At 39.1% G+C, this 17,662-nt stretch carries 19 protein-coding genes and 1 pseudogene; 6 read left to right on the top strand and 14 right to left on the bottom strand.

Annotated features, from left to right (window positions below):
* Positions 1-218: 218 nt before the first annotated feature.
* Both ACIQXU_RS08680 and ACIQXU_RS08675 read left to right on the top strand, forming a co-directional pair.
* Positions 219-611: a CidA/LrgA family protein gene (locus ACIQXU_RS08680; protein WP_402868903.1), complete on the top strand. Its 393-nt coding sequence runs from the start codon at positions 219-221 to the stop codon at positions 609-611.
* Positions 586-1,269, top strand: coding sequence for an LrgB family protein (locus ACIQXU_RS08675; RefSeq protein WP_402868905.1), 684 nt, complete (start codon positions 586-588; stop codon positions 1,267-1,269). Before ACIQXU_RS08680 ends, ACIQXU_RS08675 begins: the two co-directional genes overlap by 26 nt.
* Positions 1,270-1,341: 72 nt before the next feature.
* Here ACIQXU_RS08675 and ACIQXU_RS08670 read toward each other — a convergent pair whose 3' ends face one another.
* The 5 genes from ACIQXU_RS08670 to ACIQXU_RS08650 form a co-directional block, all read right to left on the bottom strand.
* Positions 1,342-2,520 carry a Ger(x)C family spore germination protein gene (locus tag ACIQXU_RS08670; protein WP_402988262.1) on the bottom strand — a complete coding sequence of 393 codons (1,179 nt, stop codon included), beginning with the start codon at positions 2,518-2,520 and terminating at the stop codon, positions 1,342-1,344.
* A gap of 3 nt (positions 2,521-2,523) precedes the next feature.
* Entirely contained in the window at positions 2,524-3,996 is a 1,473-nt protein-coding gene (locus tag ACIQXU_RS08665; protein ID WP_402988258.1) for a spore germination protein, read from the bottom strand.
* A complete protein-coding gene (locus tag ACIQXU_RS08660; protein WP_402988254.1) occupies positions 3,971-5,080 on the bottom strand; it encodes an endospore germination permease in 1,110 nt (369 codons plus the stop codon). Before ACIQXU_RS08660 ends, ACIQXU_RS08665 begins: the two co-directional genes overlap by 26 nt.
* 183 nt (positions 5,081-5,263) lie before the next feature.
* The gene (locus ACIQXU_RS08655; protein WP_402988248.1) at positions 5,264-5,413 is read right to left on the bottom strand and encodes a YflJ family protein; all 150 of its coding nucleotides are present in this window, start codon (positions 5,411-5,413) and stop codon (positions 5,264-5,266) included.
* Positions 5,414-5,467: 54 nt separating this feature from the next.
* On the bottom strand, positions 5,468-6,556 hold the full coding sequence (locus ACIQXU_RS08650) for an undecaprenyldiphospho-muramoylpentapeptide beta-N-acetylglucosaminyltransferase (RefSeq protein ID WP_402988243.1): 1,089 nt from the start codon (positions 6,554-6,556) through the stop codon (positions 5,468-5,470).
* Positions 6,557-6,745: 189 nt separating this feature from the next.
* Here ACIQXU_RS08650 and ACIQXU_RS08645 point away from each other — a divergent pair, with 189 nt between their 5' ends.
* Both ACIQXU_RS08645 and ACIQXU_RS08640 read left to right on the top strand, forming a co-directional pair.
* Complete coding sequence (locus tag ACIQXU_RS08645) at positions 6,746-7,858, top strand: mechanosensitive ion channel family protein (protein WP_402868914.1); 1,113 nt, start codon at positions 6,746-6,748, stop codon at positions 7,856-7,858.
* Between the two features lie 127 nt (positions 7,859-7,985).
* Positions 7,986-9,341 (top strand): MATE family efflux transporter, encoded by a 1,356-nt coding sequence (locus tag ACIQXU_RS08640; RefSeq protein ID WP_402956883.1) that lies wholly within the window; start codon positions 7,986-7,988, stop codon positions 9,339-9,341.
* A 56-nt stretch (positions 9,342-9,397) separates the two neighbouring features.
* On the opposite strand, the gene ACIQXU_RS08635 is transcribed toward ACIQXU_RS08640, so the two are convergent.
* Positions 9,398-10,171 (bottom strand): SDR family oxidoreductase, encoded by a 774-nt coding sequence (locus tag ACIQXU_RS08635; protein WP_402868917.1) that lies wholly within the window; start codon positions 10,169-10,171, stop codon positions 9,398-9,400.
* 161 nt (positions 10,172-10,332) lie between these two features.
* Between ACIQXU_RS08635 and ACIQXU_RS08630 the strand changes: the two genes are divergently transcribed.
* Positions 10,333-10,800: an Hsp20/alpha crystallin family protein gene (locus ACIQXU_RS08630; protein WP_402956879.1), complete on the top strand. Its 468-nt coding sequence runs from the start codon at positions 10,333-10,335 to the stop codon at positions 10,798-10,800.
* Positions 10,801-10,897: 97 nt separating this feature from the next.
* On the opposite strand, the gene ACIQXU_RS08625 is transcribed toward ACIQXU_RS08630, so the two are convergent.
* The 6 genes from ACIQXU_RS08625 to ACIQXU_RS08600 form a co-directional block, all read right to left on the bottom strand.
* Positions 10,898-11,743: a CAP domain-containing protein gene (locus ACIQXU_RS08625; protein ID WP_402988238.1), complete on the bottom strand. Its 846-nt coding sequence runs from the start codon at positions 11,741-11,743 to the stop codon at positions 10,898-10,900.
* Between the two features lie 463 nt (positions 11,744-12,206).
* A complete protein-coding gene (locus tag ACIQXU_RS08620) occupies positions 12,207-12,650 on the bottom strand; it encodes a FixH family protein (protein WP_402868922.1) in 444 nt (147 codons plus the stop codon).
* 18 nt (positions 12,651-12,668) lie between these two features.
* Entirely contained in the window at positions 12,669-14,081 is a 1,413-nt protein-coding gene (locus tag ACIQXU_RS08615; RefSeq protein ID WP_402988233.1) for a sensor histidine kinase, read from the bottom strand.
* Positions 14,071-14,763: a response regulator transcription factor gene (locus ACIQXU_RS08610; RefSeq protein ID WP_402956871.1), complete on the bottom strand. Its 693-nt coding sequence runs from the start codon at positions 14,761-14,763 to the stop codon at positions 14,071-14,073. Before ACIQXU_RS08610 ends, ACIQXU_RS08615 begins: the two co-directional genes overlap by 11 nt.
* Before the next feature lie 5 nt (positions 14,764-14,768).
* Positions 14,769-15,731: a YncE family protein gene (locus tag ACIQXU_RS08605; RefSeq protein ID WP_402988230.1), complete on the bottom strand. Its 963-nt coding sequence runs from the start codon at positions 15,729-15,731 to the stop codon at positions 14,769-14,771.
* A 103-nt stretch (positions 15,732-15,834) separates the two neighbouring features.
* Positions 15,835-16,119, bottom strand: a complete 285-nt coding sequence (locus tag ACIQXU_RS08600; protein ID WP_402988227.1) for a hypothetical protein — start codon at positions 16,117-16,119, stop codon at positions 15,835-15,837.
* A gap of 102 nt (positions 16,120-16,221) precedes the next feature.
* Between ACIQXU_RS08600 and ACIQXU_RS08595 the strand changes: the two genes are divergently transcribed.
* Positions 16,222-16,464, top strand: coding sequence for a DNA alkylation repair protein (locus ACIQXU_RS08595; RefSeq protein ID WP_402868932.1), 243 nt, complete (start codon positions 16,222-16,224; stop codon positions 16,462-16,464).
* 57 nt (positions 16,465-16,521) lie between these two features.
* Here the strand turns inward: ACIQXU_RS08595 and ACIQXU_RS08590 are convergent.
* Both ACIQXU_RS08590 and ACIQXU_RS08585 read right to left on the bottom strand, forming a co-directional pair.
* Positions 16,522-16,668: pseudogene (locus tag ACIQXU_RS08590) on the bottom strand (DUF2188 domain-containing protein); the annotation flags it as partial.
* A 62-nt stretch (positions 16,669-16,730) separates the two neighbouring features.
* On the bottom strand, positions 16,731-17,657 hold the full coding sequence (locus tag ACIQXU_RS08585; RefSeq protein WP_402868934.1) for a CobW family GTP-binding protein: 927 nt from the start codon (positions 17,655-17,657) through the stop codon (positions 16,731-16,733).
* Positions 17,658-17,662: the final 5 nt, after the last annotated feature.

The following is a 17,662-nucleotide window of genomic DNA, read 5'->3' as shown; positions in this document are numbered from 1 at the left end:
AAGGTACCCTATCATTTATATACAGAAAACGGAAGCGTCCCGGATTTGGGACGCTTTTTTTATGTTTATTTACATTTCCCCCTCTTTTAGCCATATGGAGTACAATTTTTCTGGGCCGAATAAGCATATACCCTATTAATTTACTCAATCTTTTTCTATAATAAATACAATTGACCAATTACTAAATACATTCAAATAGTCATGGAAAGGATCTAATTATGAAAAAAATCATTCTTTTTATCATCCAGCTTTTCCTGTTGGTTATCATTTGTGAACTAGGGATTTATTTATCCAATTTCTTCAGTTTGCCCATTCCAGGAAGCGTAATTGGCATGCTTATATTATTCATTTTATTACAAACTAAAATTTTAAAAGTGGAGTGGGTTGATATTACATCAACCTTTTTAGTCAAACATCTGGCCTTTTTCTTCATTCCGATTTCTGTAAGCTTAATGACCATGGGTTGGCTCTTTCTAAAATACGGACTTCCCTTAGCCCTAACACTGCTAATCAGTTTGATTATCGGGTTCATCGTATCATCCCTGGTCGTCCAAAAGTTCTCCCGTAGAGAAGAGGTTAAACAGCGTGACAACATTCATCACACTTTATAGTATAATGATTACAATCATAGCCTATGCTATCGGTAGGAAAATATACAGTACACATCCTTCACCTTTTACGACGCCTGTTTTTTTTGGAACAGTCACTATTATTCTCGCGTTGCTAATAAGTGGGTTGGATTTCAATGACTATACCCCAGGCAAAGACATCATCACGTATTTCTTAGGACCGGCTACTGTTGCGTTGGCCGTTCCTCTTTATAAAAATAGAGCCATAATCGCAAAATATGCGATACCAGCAATCAGCGGCATGGTTCTGGGTCTTGCCGTGACATTAACCCTTGCCTTAACCATCGCCAAAGCCTTAACACTTCCGCTTTATATCCTTCAGGGATTGGCGGTTAAGTCCATTACAGTTCCTATTGCCGTGGAAATCACCAAAATTTATGGCGGAAACCCTAATATTTCTGCAGCTTTCGTCATTTTAACCGGTGTTTTAGGCACGATGATCGCACCTAAATTGATGGATAAACTGAACGTCACGATGCCTTTCGCCCGTGGCATTGCTTATGGCACAATTGCACACGGACTTGGGACTGCCCAAGCAACACAGGAAAGTGAATTTACAGGAGCGGTCGCAGGTGCGGCAATGGCCCTTTCCGGCATCATCATTTCATGCTTATTTCCACTAATTAATCATTTTCTCTAGCATGATAAAAAATCCACATCGTCATTTGCCGATGTGGATTTTTTATGAAAAGATTCTGACTGAGGACCTAGCCTATTTCCCATCATTCCCAGGCAATTTTGAACTTTTAAACGGATGGTAATCAAGTGTACCAGCGTTGGTCAGGTTAACTGTTATGTTAATTTGGTCAATTGAATTTCCCTTCAAATAATCATTTGGTTCCTTAAAGCCTTTAGCTTGCCAAAATTTCAATTCTTTACGGTATAGAGTTCTCCCCAGACCCAGTGGATCTCCATTCCGTTTTAAGCCTATTTTATATGTCTTTTCAATTTCTTTTCTTATATAGTCTTGAACTACATTTTCAAAGTTCTTTAAAGGTTCTGCATTTGACATTTCCAAGATACTCCCATTAATATGTATATCCAGGTTGTATTTAGCTTCATTATCTTTAATGAACGGTTTGATTTTCACTTTAGGGTGGGATAATGAGATGTAATTTGTGCCGTCACCTTTTTTAAATTCAAGTGGTGTTCTATTCGTATCTTCCGTTACCCAGCGCAATCCTTTTAAATCATCAATGGAATACCAATTTAACGATTTTTTATAATACAGGACAAAAGCTCCGTCAATCATGAAAGTCCTGCGCTTTTTCTTGTCCTCGGTCCAATCCTTTTCACTAAAAGAAATCGTCGGAAGGATCGTAGTTATCGAAACGTCCCTGTAAGTGGAAATAAAGGTTCTCAATGAAATCGGTTTAATATAGGAAATGTTTTCATAAACCGCTTTTGGAAAATGCAGCTCTGAATATAAAGGCGTTAAATTGAAAAAACCTTTAATAGCAAACAATTCCTTCAATGGCTTGTTCGTCGCAAAAATATTACTTGAATACCGAATCAAATTATATCTGAATGCGGCATCAATTATATCATTTATATTGTGCTTTAACGCCCTATCCGTCAACACAAAGGTCGAAACTTGACCAAGGTATAATCGTTGTTGTGCCGACTGATACAAATGGTTTATTGCCTCGGCAATGGATTTCCCTGAATGTTTCCCGACATACACCTTTCCCGGTTCTGTACTCTTGTTTTCTTGCTTGGCTACACCAGATAAGTCAACCAACTGTACATATACCTCATACTTGCCATCAAGATAATCCACTCCTAAAGTAGTCACGTAATGGATATCCTGAATATCCTTATAATCCCAACATCCCGTTAAAAGTGTAAAGGCCGATAAGATGAGAAAAAGCTTCGACAATCGTCGTGTCACTGTTTACTCCCCCTTTTCCGTTTGGTCTAGAGCGCCTTTAGTTCTTTTCTTAACATTCCATGGGATTTTTATAAAAGCATCTGAAACTTTCGAAAGACTTGGAGGTGAAAGTTCATTCATATAAGGTACTCCAAACGACTCGAGAGAGGAAACCCAAAAAGTGACGAATATAAATCCAATAAGTAAACCATAAATACCCAGAATAGAACTAAGTATTAAGATTAATAAACGGATGATTGATACGACCCCTGTCAAAGATTGATTAACCAAGGTGTAGGAAGCCACTGACGTGACTGCAGCGATGACAAGCATTGTTGGAGATGTCAATCCGGCACGAATGGCTGCGTCACCGACGATTAAACCACCAACGACTGCAACAGTCTGGCCAACTGCTTGTGGTAACCGTACTCCCGATTCACGGAACAACTCGAATAACCCTAGCATGAGAAACATTTCAAGCGCAACAGAGACAGGTAGTCCCAATCTGGAGATACTGACTGTTGCAAGTAAAGGAAAAGGCAATTGGTCTATGTTATACGCCGATAATGCCACCCAAAAACCTGGAAGCAATATAGAACACACCAATCCAAAGACTCGTAGAAGCCTTTCTAAAGAAACGAATATGAAAGGAAGGCTTGAATCTTCGGCCGCTTTAATCTGAAGCAATAATGTTGTCGGTGCTATGATGACGGTGGGTGAACCATTCATAAGTACAATGAACCTGCCTTGGTTTAATGATCCCACGCAAAAATCGGGTCTACTCGTATAATGAGTCAGTGGGAACAGCCTGAAATTTGCCTTTGAGATCAACTCCTCAAGCTGTTGATTACTAATCAATACATCAATATCAATTTCATTCAGTCTTTTCCTTACCAGCTTAACAAGTTCAGGATTTATTATGTTCTCTATATACATTAGGGCGACTTTTGTTTGGGTGCTCTTCCCAATGGTAAACTCTTCATAGGATAGCGAAGCTGTTCGCATCCTTTTACGTATGAGAGCCACATTCGTTGCAAGATCTTCCACAAACCCATCCCGTGGGCCCCGAAGAGAAATTTCAAATGATGATTCCTCCGGACTCCTGTTTGGAATGTCTGGTAAAGGTAATGCAAAAAGCTGCTGTGTAACTTGGAAAAAAATAAGGATTTCCCCGCTGAATACCCGTCTACTTATGTCCTCTTTATCAATCGGACTGCAAGAAAGCTCTGTCAAAGTCAAAGAAGGATGAAATGGAGGCTCGAGCTTTTCATGATCATCCTTTTGCTCCAGCATAACGTGAATGTATTGCAATACATTATTATTCAATTCAATTGTATCTACCATTCCGGGGTAATAAAATAAGAGGATGTTCGCTTTTTTATTCTGTTCACTTTCCATTACCCTAAATAAAATATCCGAACTATTCCTGAAAAGCTCTCGAAAAACTTCTTCCGTATAATAGTATGGTTTATCATGGGCGCTTTTGAATCGTTTCATCAGGAACCACCTTTCGTTTAGGTTTCATCTTGGCTGCCACTGTAAATAAAAGAATAAGAATAATGAGCAAAAAGAAAGTACCCAGAAAATAATAGTTCTTTAAGAATGTATAAAAATGAATATCGCTTAAGGGAATTACATTGATAATAATCATCATTATTGCCAGGACCAACAGGATCCCTTTCTTCATATTCGCTGTTTTTACTCTTAATAAATCCGGAAGTAAAAACATCGCCATTGATACCCGAATAAAGGCGCCAGCAATCCATTGATATATGGAAAAAAAGTCTGTATGGGCAATGTACTTCCCGATAGTCAACAAGCGCCATTGTTCATAAGCCGGATATCGCATTTCGCTAGAAAGAATTGGGCCGAACTCAATAATGGCACCGGTAAGCGGGCCAAGGATTAATACCGTGATGATGCCCATCATCCCCAATACCGTTTTCAGTTTAATGGCCTCTCCATTTGAAAGATGATGCTGAAATAATATAACGATAATCAACTCCAGATATCCATTTGCAATGAAGTACATTGATTTAATCCCAAAGAAATAACCCTGCTCAAATAGTGGAAAGAGAAAATCATAGTTTTTTTCGGGTATATTACCAGTAGCTACAAAGATACCTAAAACAATCACAATGGGTAATAAAATCGCTGAATTAATGGCAATGGTCTTAAGGTTAGAATACGCAAGCACGGCACATATACACGCAAAAGGTATAATAATGGCGATTGAAGGTGTTTCTGGCAAGGACGTGGTACGGACCCAGTCAACCATATCTTTAGCCGTCGTCAAGATGATCGTGATCAAATATACTGAAAGCACGAAACATATTACCTTTGTAAACCGTTTTCCCATTCGATTTGCCAACCAGGGAAAAAGATGCTCCGTTTTTTTCTTCTTTAAAATCCAATACAGAAGGAACGCCCAACCAATAGATAAAACACCTGTGAGAACAGCAAATATCCAAGCATCTCTTCCTGCCACATCCAATACCAAAGGAATGATCATAACGTGGTTCAGCAATCCTACCGAAAGGATGACTATCGGTAGTGACGAATTAAAATTAATCTTTGTCATATTTTAAACTCCATAAGGGAAAAGTTTTATCCATAACTATAAAGCATTCATTGTTTTGGAATAATAAATAGCATTTGCAGTGTAATAGGAATATATCCAAAAAGAAAAGTTATAGGGTCTATTTCTAAAAGACACTTCAAGAAAAAACATAAGGGAGCCGCAACGTAATACGTTGCGGCTCCCTTATGTTTTTTCGTTTTTATTGAGTTCATATAAACGTCTTAACTCATAGGTTTTATACAATTCTAACTTTCTTCGTTCAATAGGATGATAACTGATTCCTGCAGTTTTTAACTGCTGAATGAACCATCCTTTCGAGTATTGGTGAGCCATCCTTCCCCCTCCTCTTTTCGAAAAAAGATATGCTTGAGGAAGGGAAATAATAACCTACTTTTTACTTTTCATTACATTCGTCAACAATTCATACATTTCCGCCGCAGTTTTGAACGGACGCTTTTGACGCATTTTCGTTTGGTATGCGTCGGAATTATTGACTAGATCAAGAAGTGCCTGGTTAAAGACTTGATCTGATAATTCCTCTTCCTGAATCACCTTACAGAAGCCTTGCTTTTCAAAGCTTGCAGCATTTAAAATCTGATCCCCACGGGATGCGGCCGCACTAAGCGGAATAAGTAGCATTGGCTTTTGTAGGCCGAGGAATTCAAAAATTGAATTCGAACCTGCTCTTGATACAACAACATCAGCACACGCTAGCAAATCGAATAGTTCTTCATGTACGTATTCAAATGGGGCATACCCTCTTTGCTTAAGTTCCGACTTGACATTACCTTTTCCGCAAATATGAATAATTTGATAATCCTTTAATAATTGATCCAAGTTATCCGTTATCAAGTTATTTATTTTAACCGCTCCAAGGCTGCCGCCCATGACCAATAATACGGGCCTGCTATTCGTGAAACCACAAATGGTCTTGCCTTTTGAAGGTTTACCTGTGAATATCCCATCACGTAGTACCGCCCCAAGGTACATGGCCTTATCTTTTGGCAAGTCCTTTTCCGTCTCTTCAAATGTCGTGAATATTTTAGAAGCAAGCGGCATGGCAATTTTATTGGCTAGCCCTGGTGTATAGTCAGATTCATGAATCGCTATGGGGATTTTCAACATCCTTGCTGCCAATACGACCGGAACCGAAACAAATCCACCTTTTGAGAAAATGAAGTCAGGCTTAGTTCGTTTTAAAATCTTTCTTGCGTCAAAAATCCCCTTTATTACACGGAAAGGATCTTTTGCATTTTCTACAGAAAGGTACCGCCGGAATTTACCAACTGAAATCGTTTCATATCGAATTTCAGGAAATTCCTTTTCAATGATATCTTTTTCAATCCCTTTTTTAGAACCGATATAAGTAACATCCCACTCATGTTTTAAAAATTCCGGGATGATTGCTGCATTAACTGACACATGACCGGCTGAACCTCCACCGGTAAACACTACTTTCTTAGTCAAAATTTCCACCTTCCAAACTTAAAAAATCACTTTCCATCCATAGTACCACATTTCAAGGGTATATTTACTCGAAAATGCAAACAATGATATAGAATAACGTAATAAATGCAATGAGCGATTATTTTTTCATTTTCACTCTGAATATATTATAATCTTAGTATTCTACAATTCTACAGAATACATTGGAGGAACATTACATTGCAAGAAGTTTCTGAATCTCTTAATCAATTTGAAGGAATTGATGCATGGACACAACTAGGAATTTCTATCATTATTTTCCTTCTGGTCCTTTTGTTAAGGAAAGCATTCACTACTTATATTTTCAAATTTTTCCTTAAAATCGCAAAAAAAAGAAAAATTGAATTTGCCGCCAACCTAATGCTAGCCATTGAGCAACCAGTAAGATGGCTCATCGTTTTGATAGGAATCATCATTTCGATGCACTACTTTCCAATTGACATCCCATCAGAAATTATGAGGTCGAAGATATACCGTTCGGTCTTTGTCTTCTTGTTCTTTTGGACGATTTTCAATATCAGCTCGATTTTAACCATCTTGTTCCCTAAGTTAGTTAGTAAATTCGGACTGGAAGTCGATCAAATCGTGATGCCGTTCTTAACGAAAATCATTAAATTGATTATCTTGGCACTGGGAGCATCCATCATTGCGGAAGAATGGGGATTTAACGTCAATGGATTTGTTGCAGGTCTTGGACTAGGAGGTCTAGCCTTTGCCCTTGCTGCAAAGGATACTGTCAGTAACTTCTTCGGTGGAATCGTTATCGTTACCGAAAAACCTTTTACTATCGGCGACTGGATTAAAACACCAAGTGTCGAAGGGACGATTGAGGACATTACGTTTCGTAGTACGAAGGTTCGTACATTTGCGCAGGCTCTCGTTACGGTTCCGAATGCCACCCTTTCGAATGAACCAATCATCAACTGGTCGAAGATGGGCAAAAGGCAGATTGCTTTTCATTTAGGCGTGAATGTCACAACGCCAAAGGACAAGTTGGAAAATGTCATTAAGAGAGTTGAAAAAATGCTTACTGACCATCCCGAAGTCCATCCCGAAACTATACTGGTGAAATTTGATGAGTTCAGCCATACGGGTTTCAACATCTATTTGTATTTCTTCTCAAACGAAACCAACTATGGGGAGTATTTAGCCATCAAAGAAGATATCAACTTTAAGATTTTGGATATCCTCGAAGAAGAAGATGTCCAGATTGCCATCCCTTCTCAGGCATTCATCCTACAAACCGATTCGCATACAGCAGACATGAACGATTTTCAATCCATGCATGACTGACAAAAGGGACTGCCTAAATACCGGCAGTCCCTTTTTATATCTTGCCTTAAATAAAATCAAAATGTTCAAGGGATTTTATGATATAATTCTTTCATTGTGAAAAAATTTCATACACCGAGGTACATCGATGAATCAAACTTATAAAAAGTCAGAAAAGATCCGTTTGTTATTTTATATTTTGATACCTATCCTCATCACCCAAATCAGTCTCTATGCCATGACTTTTTTTGATGTGATGATGTCGGGCCAATACAGTACTGAAGATGTTGCCGGCGTCTCGATAGGAAGTTCGCTCTGGACTCCAGTCTATACGGGATTGAGTGGCATTTTGATTGCCTTGACTCCGGTCGTCTCACAGCTAATCGGATCAAGACGTACAAAATTGGTATCCTTTTCAGTGATGCAGGCCATATACTTGGCCATATCCTTAGCCGTCATAGTTTTAGTCGTCGGGTCATTTGTTTTAAACCCTATTTTGAATGCCATGGATTTGGATTCAACTGTCCACCGGGTCGCGCATGACTATCTGGTTGCCCTATCAATCGGGATTGTTCCATTATTCATATACAATGCCTTAAGATCCTTCATTGATGCACTGGGTCAAACAAGAATTTCGATGGTTATTACGTTGATCGCACTTCCGATAAATGTTGTGTTCAATTACCTTCTCATATACGGAAAATTTGGTTTTCCGAAACTTGGAGGGGTCGGTTCTGGTTATGCCACCGCGATTACCTATTGGTTAATCGCTATCATTGCCATCTTAGTCGTGGTGAAAATGAATCCGTTCTCTTCCTATCTCGTTTTCCATGAATTTTTCAGGGTATCTTGGATTGAATGGCGGTCCCTATTAAAGATAGGCGTCCCTATCGGATTGGCCATCTTTTTCGAAACAAGCATTTTCTCAGCCGTTACCCTCTTCATGAGTAAATATGATACGATCACTATTGCTTCACATCAAATTGCGATGAATTTCGCGTCATTGCTTTATATGATGCCGCTTAGTATATCTATGGCCCTAACCATTGTCATTGGATATGAAATTGGTGCTAAACGATATAATGACGCCCGTGAATACAGCAAGATAGGAATAATCATGGCTCTGTCGATGGCCCTCGTCAGTTCAGCTATCCTATTTTTCTTCCGGGAACCTGTAGCTGCTCTCTACACAAAAGATCACGCTGTAGTTGCACTAACTTCCCATTTTTTGATCTATGCCATCTTCTTTCAGATATCCGATGCCCTGCAGGCACCCATTCAGGGAGTATTACGTGGATACAAAGATGTCAATGTCACTTTCGCTATGTCACTTGTCTCCTATTGGGCACTCGGACTGCCTATAGGCTATCTATTTGCTAAGTTTACGGAAATGGGAGCTTTCGGATATTGGGTCGGTTTAATCTCAGGTTTGGCACTAGGAGCAATAGGTCTGGCCGCTCGTTTACGATACATTCAGCATATAAAATTCAATAAAACCGCTTAAAAAGGTGAAAAAAGGATTTATCCTTTCTTCACCTTTTCTTATCTTTATCTATCCTATTACTTCTTATTGATTTTACCTAGAATATCACTTCCGCCTGTGATTGGAATGACGCTTCCCGTAATGAAATCAGATTGATTTTCGCACAAAAAGGTAATGACTCGTGCAACGTCTCCTCCTGTTCCGGGTCTTCCTACCGGGACCAACTCATCCTTCTCCCCCTTGGCCATAAAAATCTCGGCTTCCTTCCATGCACCTACAATATCCCCTGGACAGACCATATTGACCGTGATTCCATTGGTTGCTTCTTCTAATGCCAATGTTCTTGTTAAAGAGGTCAACCCGCTTTTTGCAGCAGCAAAAGCCGAGCGGTAAATCCAGCCGGGTGCCGTCTCACAACGGTCAAAACCGAGCGTGATGATCCTACCCCATCTTCGCTTTCGCATATGAGGGATGATTTCCTTTGTCATAAAGAAAAAACCATTTAGATTACCGTTCATCATGTAATTCCATTCTTCACTGCTATACTCGGTCATGGATTTTCGTTCATGCAAATAAGGTCCTGCATTATGGATGAAGAAATCTATTCTTCCAAAAGTATCCATAACTACTTCCACCAGGCTCTTGCAATCTTTCTCAACTGAAGCATCGCCTTCAATTGCCAATGCTTTTACTGAGTAATTTTCCCTCAATTCTTGTACCAATGCTTTTGCTTCCTTTTGACTTTTCCGATAGGTGATGACTATTGACGCCCCCATACTTGCTAGGGAATAGGCAGTCCTTCTACCGATTCCCTTTGCTCCTCCCGTAATAACAGCTACTTTTTCATCCACAGGCATCCCTCTTTACCAAATGATTTTTATTTTATATTATACATAGGCACGAGTTATTTTCCTAAAAATTAACATATCGGAAAATGAACCCATGGGTTTGAGCCTGCATAAAATAACAAAAATAACCCTGTCACCAGAAATGCAGGAGAAAGGAATTCAATATGTTTCCTTGGAATTCACTTTTTTCTTTCCAGAAAAACTCAAATCAAAAGGACTTCTTAAAGAATATGCAGCAAAGTGATGTACAGACCTTTATTGAAAAGGTATTTACACAAGTCATACCAGAAAATATGCAAGGAATGACGAACCAAGCTAATAATCCTTTCCAAAAGGATAATAAGCCTTCAGAACACCCCTTACATTCAGAAGTTTTCGAAACGCATTCATTTGTCTTCATAAGAATACCCATCGAGGATGAAGCCTGGCTCAAACAAATGAAACTGAAACATACTTCTAATCAATCAATCGTTGAAGGTATACCAGAAGCATCGGATCGACATGTGATTACATTGCCTGCTCTCGTTAAGAAAAAAGGTGCTGCTGCACAATATAAAGACGGTACATTAGAAATCCGTCTGCCTAAAAGCTTTAATTCGCAGTATTCCGAAATCGATGTTTCAGAATTTTAATTCCTCTAGAACGATTACATGCAATCATTTCTGAACTAACGCAAAAAAGAGTGTACCTCAAATTTCAAGGTACACTCTTTTTATTCTATTAAACTTATTATTTACCGATGAATTGTTGAGTCCAGTAGTTACCTGATTCTACATATCCAACACCGATATGAGTAAAGCTTGCATTCATGATATTTTCACGGTGGCCTTGGCTGTTCATCCAAGCTTCAACCACTTCTTCTGGTGTTTGTTGACCTTGTGCGATGTTTTCTCCAGCTGATGTATAGCTAATTCCGAATTGTTTCATCATATCGAATGGAGAACCGTACGTGGGGCTATTATGATCAAAATAATTATTGTCTTTCATATCTTGAGACTTCGCACGGGCTACCTTGCTCAATTCTGTATCAATTTCAAGAGCTGCTAGACCTTGTTTTGCTCGCTCAGCATTTGTTAGTGTAACTACTTCTTGTTCAAAAGCACTTAATTCTGAGCTTGTCTCTTTTTGTTCCTCATTTGTTTTCTCTGTCGTTACTTCTTCTGTTGTCTCAGGTTTTGCTTCTGGCGCTGTTACTTCTTCTGTTGCTTCAGGTTGTGCTTCTGGTGCTGTTACTTCTTCTGTTGCTTCAGGTTGTGCTTCTGGTGCTGTTACTTCTTCTGTTGCTTCAGGTTGTGCTTCTGGGGCTGCTACTTCTTCCGGTGTTTCAGCTTTTGCTTCCGGTGTTAATTGTACTTGCTGTACTAATTGTTGGAATGCGAAGTGTGAAGTTGGCATTGCAATATTATACTTAGCTAAGTATTGTTCAAGTACTTTTTGTATATCTTCCTGATTGATAGATTTATATGTTACTTGTTTCACAGTTTCACAGCTTGCCGCTTCAGTTTGGCTAGCACCCGCTCCTGTAAAAATTATAGCTGCAGCAGCTGCTGCTGATATGAACATTTTCTTTTTCATTTGTATTTCCTCCCATTAATTCGTTGATGTGTCTTGGCTCTGGAAATATCATATCATGCATTTTTTGTAATAAAGGCACCATCAATTTCCAGAGCCCTATCCAACAACAATTGATTGGAAGGAATATTATCCTAGTTTCATAGTCATAGAGAAAAACCTTATTCTATCAATGTTTTGCTTTTTCTTACATATTCATATATTTTCCATGATTTTTTTGTCAATGGAAGATACTTATTACCATTACCATGGAATACTAATAACTTTTAGTTGACAACTTGTATAAACCCTTATTGATATGACTTTTTTTACTTTTATATTACAAATATTTCGTATGAAACACGTTTATAATGTTCCTTTTTCTTTCTTTTTTGAAAAATAATGATAGACTCAATTGAATTTAAAAAAGGTTCGAGTTTTACCGAACCTTTTTTCACTACGAGAAGTTGTGACAAAAAAATCATTTTCAATGATCACTTTCTTCATGATCCATCTCATCCATGTTTTTGGAACCACCATTTTCCTCGGGTGAGCTTGGAGTTCCGATTATGAATTCCTTCTTAGGCATATTGTGCATATCCCTGGCCGTTACATGGGCATATACATAATAAGTTCCTTCTTCATTAAAGGACTTTTCCAATTCATAGATTCCATTTCCTTTATGGGTGGCGGCTATTTTTTCATGATCCTCACTATTTGCCAGCCATATTTCAAAACTCACATCATCTGCATCCTTCACTTCTTCTTCACCATAGGTCACTTTTGCCTTGAATGTTACTGGCTCGTCCCTTTCACCTTTAGTAGGTTCGACCGTTAGATCTACATTCAGCAGTTTTGGAATCTCTTCTTCTTTACCACAACCAGCCAGTATGGCTAAAGCTACACACATTCCAATCATCATTTTTTTCATTGCCATTCCCCTTTTTTATTAATTCCATTCATCTACTATAGTCGGTAGCACTATGCTAACTTTTGTACCTATCTGTTCCTCACTTTCTATAGTAATTTTACCTTTTTGCTGCTCAACCAATTTCTTGACGATGGAAAGCCCCAGCCCCGAGCCCCCATCAAATCGGCTTCGTGCTTTGTTCACTCGATAAAAGCGTTCCATCACATGATGAATATCTGATGCCGGTATTCCTCTTCCAGTATCTCCGATGATTAGCTCACACTCTTCTTTTTGCTGGGTCAATGTTAAGTAGATGGTGCCCCCCGTTTCCGTATATGTAATGGCGTTATCCAGGATATTATGAAGAACTTGTTCTACTCTTCCTTCGTCACCCATAATAATCGGGTCAGGATCTAGTTCAACCTCCAACCGGATTTGCCTTTCTTTCATAATAGGCTCATATTTAACCAACACTTCTTCTATGAATTGGGCAAAGGCAATTGGCGTACTATGAAGACCACTTTGTTCACTGTCCAACTTAGCTAAATTCATTAAATCCCTTAAAAGTTTTTGCAGCCTTTGCGTTTCCCTTGAAATGAGTTGAAGGTATTTTTGTTTTTCTTCTTCATCTTTCACAATGCCATCCTTAATGGCCTGCGTATATCCTAAAACGTAGCTCAATGGTGTTCTAAGCTCATGTGCTACATTTTCGAGGAATTCTTTTTTTCTTTCTTCTTCTAAATAAATGGACTGTGCCATCTCATTGAATGCTTGAGCCAAACTCCCTATTTCGTCTTGGCTCTTGACTTGAAGCTTAATATTATAATCACCATCCGAAACGCGATTGGCAGCGTGTTCCATTTCCTTGATCGGCTTGACCAACTTTTTCAACCATTTTGTCATAAAGAAAACCACAACAATTAAAAATAAAAATGCGGCCCCCAACCATTTTGCTGCAAACTCTCTAAGTAAATCGGTAATCGAATCAACGGGAATATATGTATAGATGATGCCTTCAAGGCGATCTCCATCGTTTAAAGGAATAATTGCCGCTACAATATTCTTATCGAACCTTTTCTCATACCCTTCTTTTTCTACGGCTTGTCCGGCCAATAGGAGTTGCCTTTCTTCTTCTGAAATGAGGGTGTCATAATCGATTTCAAAGGGCAGGCAAGCACTTAATTCCCTTGGGTTGCTGACAACAAAGACTTCACTATCATTTTTACTATTGAACCATTCTACCTTTTCCACGAAATCTTCAGTGATTTCCCCTCCGGAATAGTCCACACCAAGCAAGCTGGCTTCATTAACTAAATCTGTTTTAATTTTTTTTACATATAAGTTTTTGTAATAATATTGTGATAGCGAGTATGCGAATAGAACCGATAGAATAATTGCGGCAATAATCGTTACCCATATTTTAATAGATAGGGACGGTCGCTTATTCCACATGTTTTTCCTCGATTTTATAGCCAATGCCCCATACCGTTTGAATATAGTCGTCAGTCTTCAATTTCATCCTTAACGTTTTGATATGGGTATCTACCGTACGTAAAGAACCCCCATATTCTCCGCCCCAAATGTTCTCGAGGAGCTGCTCGCGGCTCAGCGCTTGATTTTGATGACGGATGAGGAATACGAGCAATTCAAACTCCTTCAATGTCAATATCACTTGCTTCCCCTCTAGAGACACAGTTCTGGAATCAAGGTTGACGTTAATTTCACCCAGCTGAATGCTATTTGTATCTTCTCGTTTCAATGACATTTTCCCTGCTCTGCGTAGTACAGCTCCAACCCTGGCCACCAGTTCACCTGGATTAAAAGGTTTCACCAAATAATCATCGGCGCCTATCCCTAATCCTTTTACCATATCCCATTCCTCACCTTTTGCACTGACAAAAATGATAGGGACTTCAGATTGTGAGCGGATTTTTTCACATATGGAAAAACCGTCCATTTCTGGCATCATGATATCCATTAAGATCAAGTCTACATCATGAACTTCAAGCAGGGATATGGCCATTCTCCCATTATCCGCTTGAAGACATTTATATCCTGAGTTAAGCAAATACATTTCTACCAAGTTACGCATATCTTCTTCATCATCAACGATTAAAATGGTGTAATGATGCATGTTATCTACTCCCTAACCAACATTTGAAATGGACCTTCACCGACTTTTGCCGTTTTCTTGACCTCCATGGTTTCAGTATCCACTATATACACTTCATCACTGTCATACCCTGCCACTATCAAATCCTCCTTGAAGTTTCCCATTTCAAAAGGATTGACACCTACAACAAGGCTCTTGATCACTTCATATTTGTCATTCAATTTATATAAAGAACTTGAACCATGACTCAGAATAAAAATCCCGTCATCATTTTCAATGAATTTTATTGGCATAGTCGCCGCCTTAATCCTTTTCTTCAACTTTCCCGTCTCTGTCGAATAAATATAGAGATTTTCTTCTACCTTTTTTCCCTCACCATGACCGCCTATCCAAATTTCTTCATTTTCCTCCCTTACTAAAGCGCCTGTGGAGGAACTCTTTATCGTAAACTCCCGATCAACTTTTTTTGTTTCAAGATCAATCACCGAACAGATGGTATCCCCAAAATTAACGACAAACAAATTATGTGATTGCTTCCCTTGAAGTACGGTTAAGGGGCTTTGACCAACCCTGACCCTGTCTTGCTCCTTGCCTTCTTCATCTAAAAAGGAAATGGAATGATTCAATTGGTTCACAGCCACAATCCCCTTGTCTTCTTCTAGCATAAGCATATTGACGATCCCCTTCCCTGAATTCCAGCTGTTTATGTGTTTACCAGCGGATAGGGAAAAGATTTCAATCGTCGACATCTCCTTTCCATACAGAAGGAGCGTATCTTTGTCCGCTAAGAGCAAAGCTCCTGTAAAGGGTTCAGAAATATCCCAACTGGCAAAGCGCTGATAGTTTTCATCCAGGAACGTCAAGCTTGTATTTTTAATGTTGACAGTAGCCAAAAAAGATTTATCCAGGTTTATTTTGGTATACGTTTCATTGCTGTCGCATCCACAAAGCAGGGCAACGGCAAGCAAAAGGGGAATGACCCGCATCATGACTTTGACTCCTCATTCGTTTAAAAGCTATTTTCAAATATTCTAACAATAAAATGTGAAAAAAGTATGAAGCAAAAAAGAAAAATGATGAACAACTCCCGCTTCACTTTGAAGCCAACAGTCGTTCCTGTACCGTATGGTAAGCTGAAATGATTGCTGTCTTTTCTGCATCGGTAAGAGAGGATTCCCTCACCCGATTGACACTTAAATGAAATTTATCATGAATTGGCTTCCTTGCCCGAGGATGGGCATTTTCATCCAAGAGTTCACGTCGGATAAGTTCTGACAGAACTTTTGACGGTTCTTCTTCCCCCTTCAATACCCTCCTGTTATTCCATAGGCTTAGATAAGCCTCCAATATTGTCTCATCATTCATTAAATTTTTCATCCATTTCCCTTCCATCCATTACTAATTTATACATATTAAAAATCATCTTCGTAAAGACTATAAGTATATTTTAACTTTATTACTTCTAAAGGAGTGAGTGAATTGTCTCAAGTATATCGTTGTCCGAATTGCAGGACAAATAAATCCCGTTTCAATCTCATTGAACAGGTTCCCACCCCTGTTAAGAAAGATCCGCAATCCGGTGAGATTGTCGAACAGTACTCAAATGATGCCCTTCAGCCGTTTCACCTAGCCTATAATGGTCCTGAAGTTCGAGTACAGTGCGCAGCATGTGGGCTTATTGAAGATGAGAAAACATTTGCAGCTTTTGGACTGCAGTCATAAAAAAATCAGGCCCATGCTTTAAGGGGCCTGATTTTTTTATTCTTTTCCGACTGCCATTTTTGCTCGATCAATGGCGATTGGAATAGCTTTCCCGTCCTCATATCCTTCATCAAGTAAAGCGTTCGCTATCTCAATGGCTTTTTCACGGACATCTGCATCAAGATTTTTCATTGAATTAGGATAATCGCTTTTGTTCCACGGCATCCATAACCACCTCCTCGATAACTAGTCCTCCTCTTTTCCCGGTTTCGATTGGTGGTAAACGCCTATATCGCCGCTTTCACTTCCAAAGCTTTTAACTCATTGATTATCTTCTCTTTATCCAGTTTTTCGCCGATTATGACGATATTCAAAGGCATTTTAATCATTTCATTCATATACAATGGCATCCCATAAGAATATTGGAATAAGTAAGGATGCTGCGAATGCGTGAAGGAAAGATATCCTTTCATCCTGTATACCGTTTCAGGGAGGGCCCTGAGCCAATCCTCAAAGTCGGTTTGATTAATGGTCCCTGTAAAAGTATGCACGATTGCACTTAAATGAAGATGGCTATGTACTTCGAGCTTTTGATGGTTTTTATGTTGGTTCCTATGCATTTGTTGCAGGGAACCTATAGATACGGCTGCATATTCCGTCAATAAACATACGGCTTCTGGATTCAACCCCTGAATGGAATAGATGAGTTGGGATGCTTCCATTTCACTTACCAAATCCGCTTTATTTAATAAGATGAAATCTGCGTGGTGTATTTGCTCGGACAACAACTGTCTAAGCTGTGGCGAGAGCTGTTCTCGGTCACGCCACCTCAATAAATCGACCACCGTGATAATCCCTTTATACTCTAACTTATTAGCAAAAAATGGTGACATGATTCCATCGAGTACTTCTACTGGATGTGCTGCACCTGTTGTTTCAATATAAACGGCATCTAGATCATTTTCGGTCAACAATTCTTGCAGCTGAATTTCAAGCTTGTCCTGAAGGGTACAACAAATGCAACCATCAAACAATTCCTTTAACGGTACGTCATCGCCAATCAAACCACTATCCACCGATACACTGCCAAGTTCATTTAAAAGCACGGCCACTTTTCTACCCGCTTCACTTTCCTGCTTTAATATATTTCGAAGAAGCGTCGTCTTCCCGCTACCGAGAAAGCCGCCTAATATATATACTTCGGTCGTTTTCATTAGTA

Origin of the sequence: Peribacillus sp. NPDC097284 (assembly GCF_044761765.1) — a bacterium.
Lineage (GTDB): Bacteria > Bacillota > Bacilli > Bacillales > DSM-1321 > Peribacillus.
This window is presented reverse-complemented; position numbering and strand designations above follow the sequence as displayed.

What these genes read in the sequence shown, in the direction of transcription:
- ACIQXU_RS08680 (WP_402868903.1), top strand. Translation starts at nt 219, where the DNA reads ATGAAAAAAATCATTCTTTTTATCATCCAGCTTTTCCTGTTGGTTATC.
- ACIQXU_RS08665 (WP_402988258.1), bottom strand. Translation starts at nt 3,996, where the DNA reads ATGAAACGATTCAAAAGCGCCCATGATAAACCATACTATTATACGGAA.
- ACIQXU_RS08660 (WP_402988254.1), bottom strand. Translation starts at nt 5,080, where the DNA reads ATGACAAAGATTAATTTTAATTCGTCACTACCGATAGTCATCCTTTCG.
- ACIQXU_RS08655 (WP_402988248.1), bottom strand. Translation starts at nt 5,413, where the DNA reads ATGGCTCACCAATACTCGAAAGGATGGTTCATTCAGCAGTTAAAAACT.
- ACIQXU_RS08640 (WP_402956883.1), top strand. Translation starts at nt 7,986, where the DNA reads ATGAATCAAACTTATAAAAAGTCAGAAAAGATCCGTTTGTTATTTTAT.
- ACIQXU_RS08630 (WP_402956879.1), top strand. Translation starts at nt 10,333, where the DNA reads ATGTTTCCTTGGAATTCACTTTTTTCTTTCCAGAAAAACTCAAATCAA.
- ACIQXU_RS08625 (WP_402988238.1), bottom strand. Translation starts at nt 11,743, where the DNA reads ATGAAAAAGAAAATGTTCATATCAGCAGCAGCTGCTGCAGCTATAATT.
- ACIQXU_RS08620 (WP_402868922.1), bottom strand. Translation starts at nt 12,650, where the DNA reads ATGAAAAAAATGATGATTGGAATGTGTGTAGCTTTAGCCATACTGGCT.
- ACIQXU_RS08615 (WP_402988233.1), bottom strand. Translation starts at nt 14,081, where the DNA reads ATGTGGAATAAGCGACCGTCCCTATCTATTAAAATATGGGTAACGATT.
- ACIQXU_RS08610 (WP_402956871.1), bottom strand. Translation starts at nt 14,763, where the DNA reads ATGCATCATTACACCATTTTAATCGTTGATGATGAAGAAGATATGCGT.
- ACIQXU_RS08605 (WP_402988230.1), bottom strand. Translation starts at nt 15,731, where the DNA reads ATGATGCGGGTCATTCCCCTTTTGCTTGCCGTTGCCCTGCTTTGTGGA.
- ACIQXU_RS08600 (WP_402988227.1), bottom strand. Translation starts at nt 16,119, where the DNA reads ATGAAAAATTTAATGAATGATGAGACAATATTGGAGGCTTATCTAAGC.
- ACIQXU_RS08585 (WP_402868934.1), bottom strand. Translation starts at nt 17,657, where the DNA reads ATGAAAACGACCGAAGTATATATATTAGGCGGCTTTCTCGGTAGCGGG.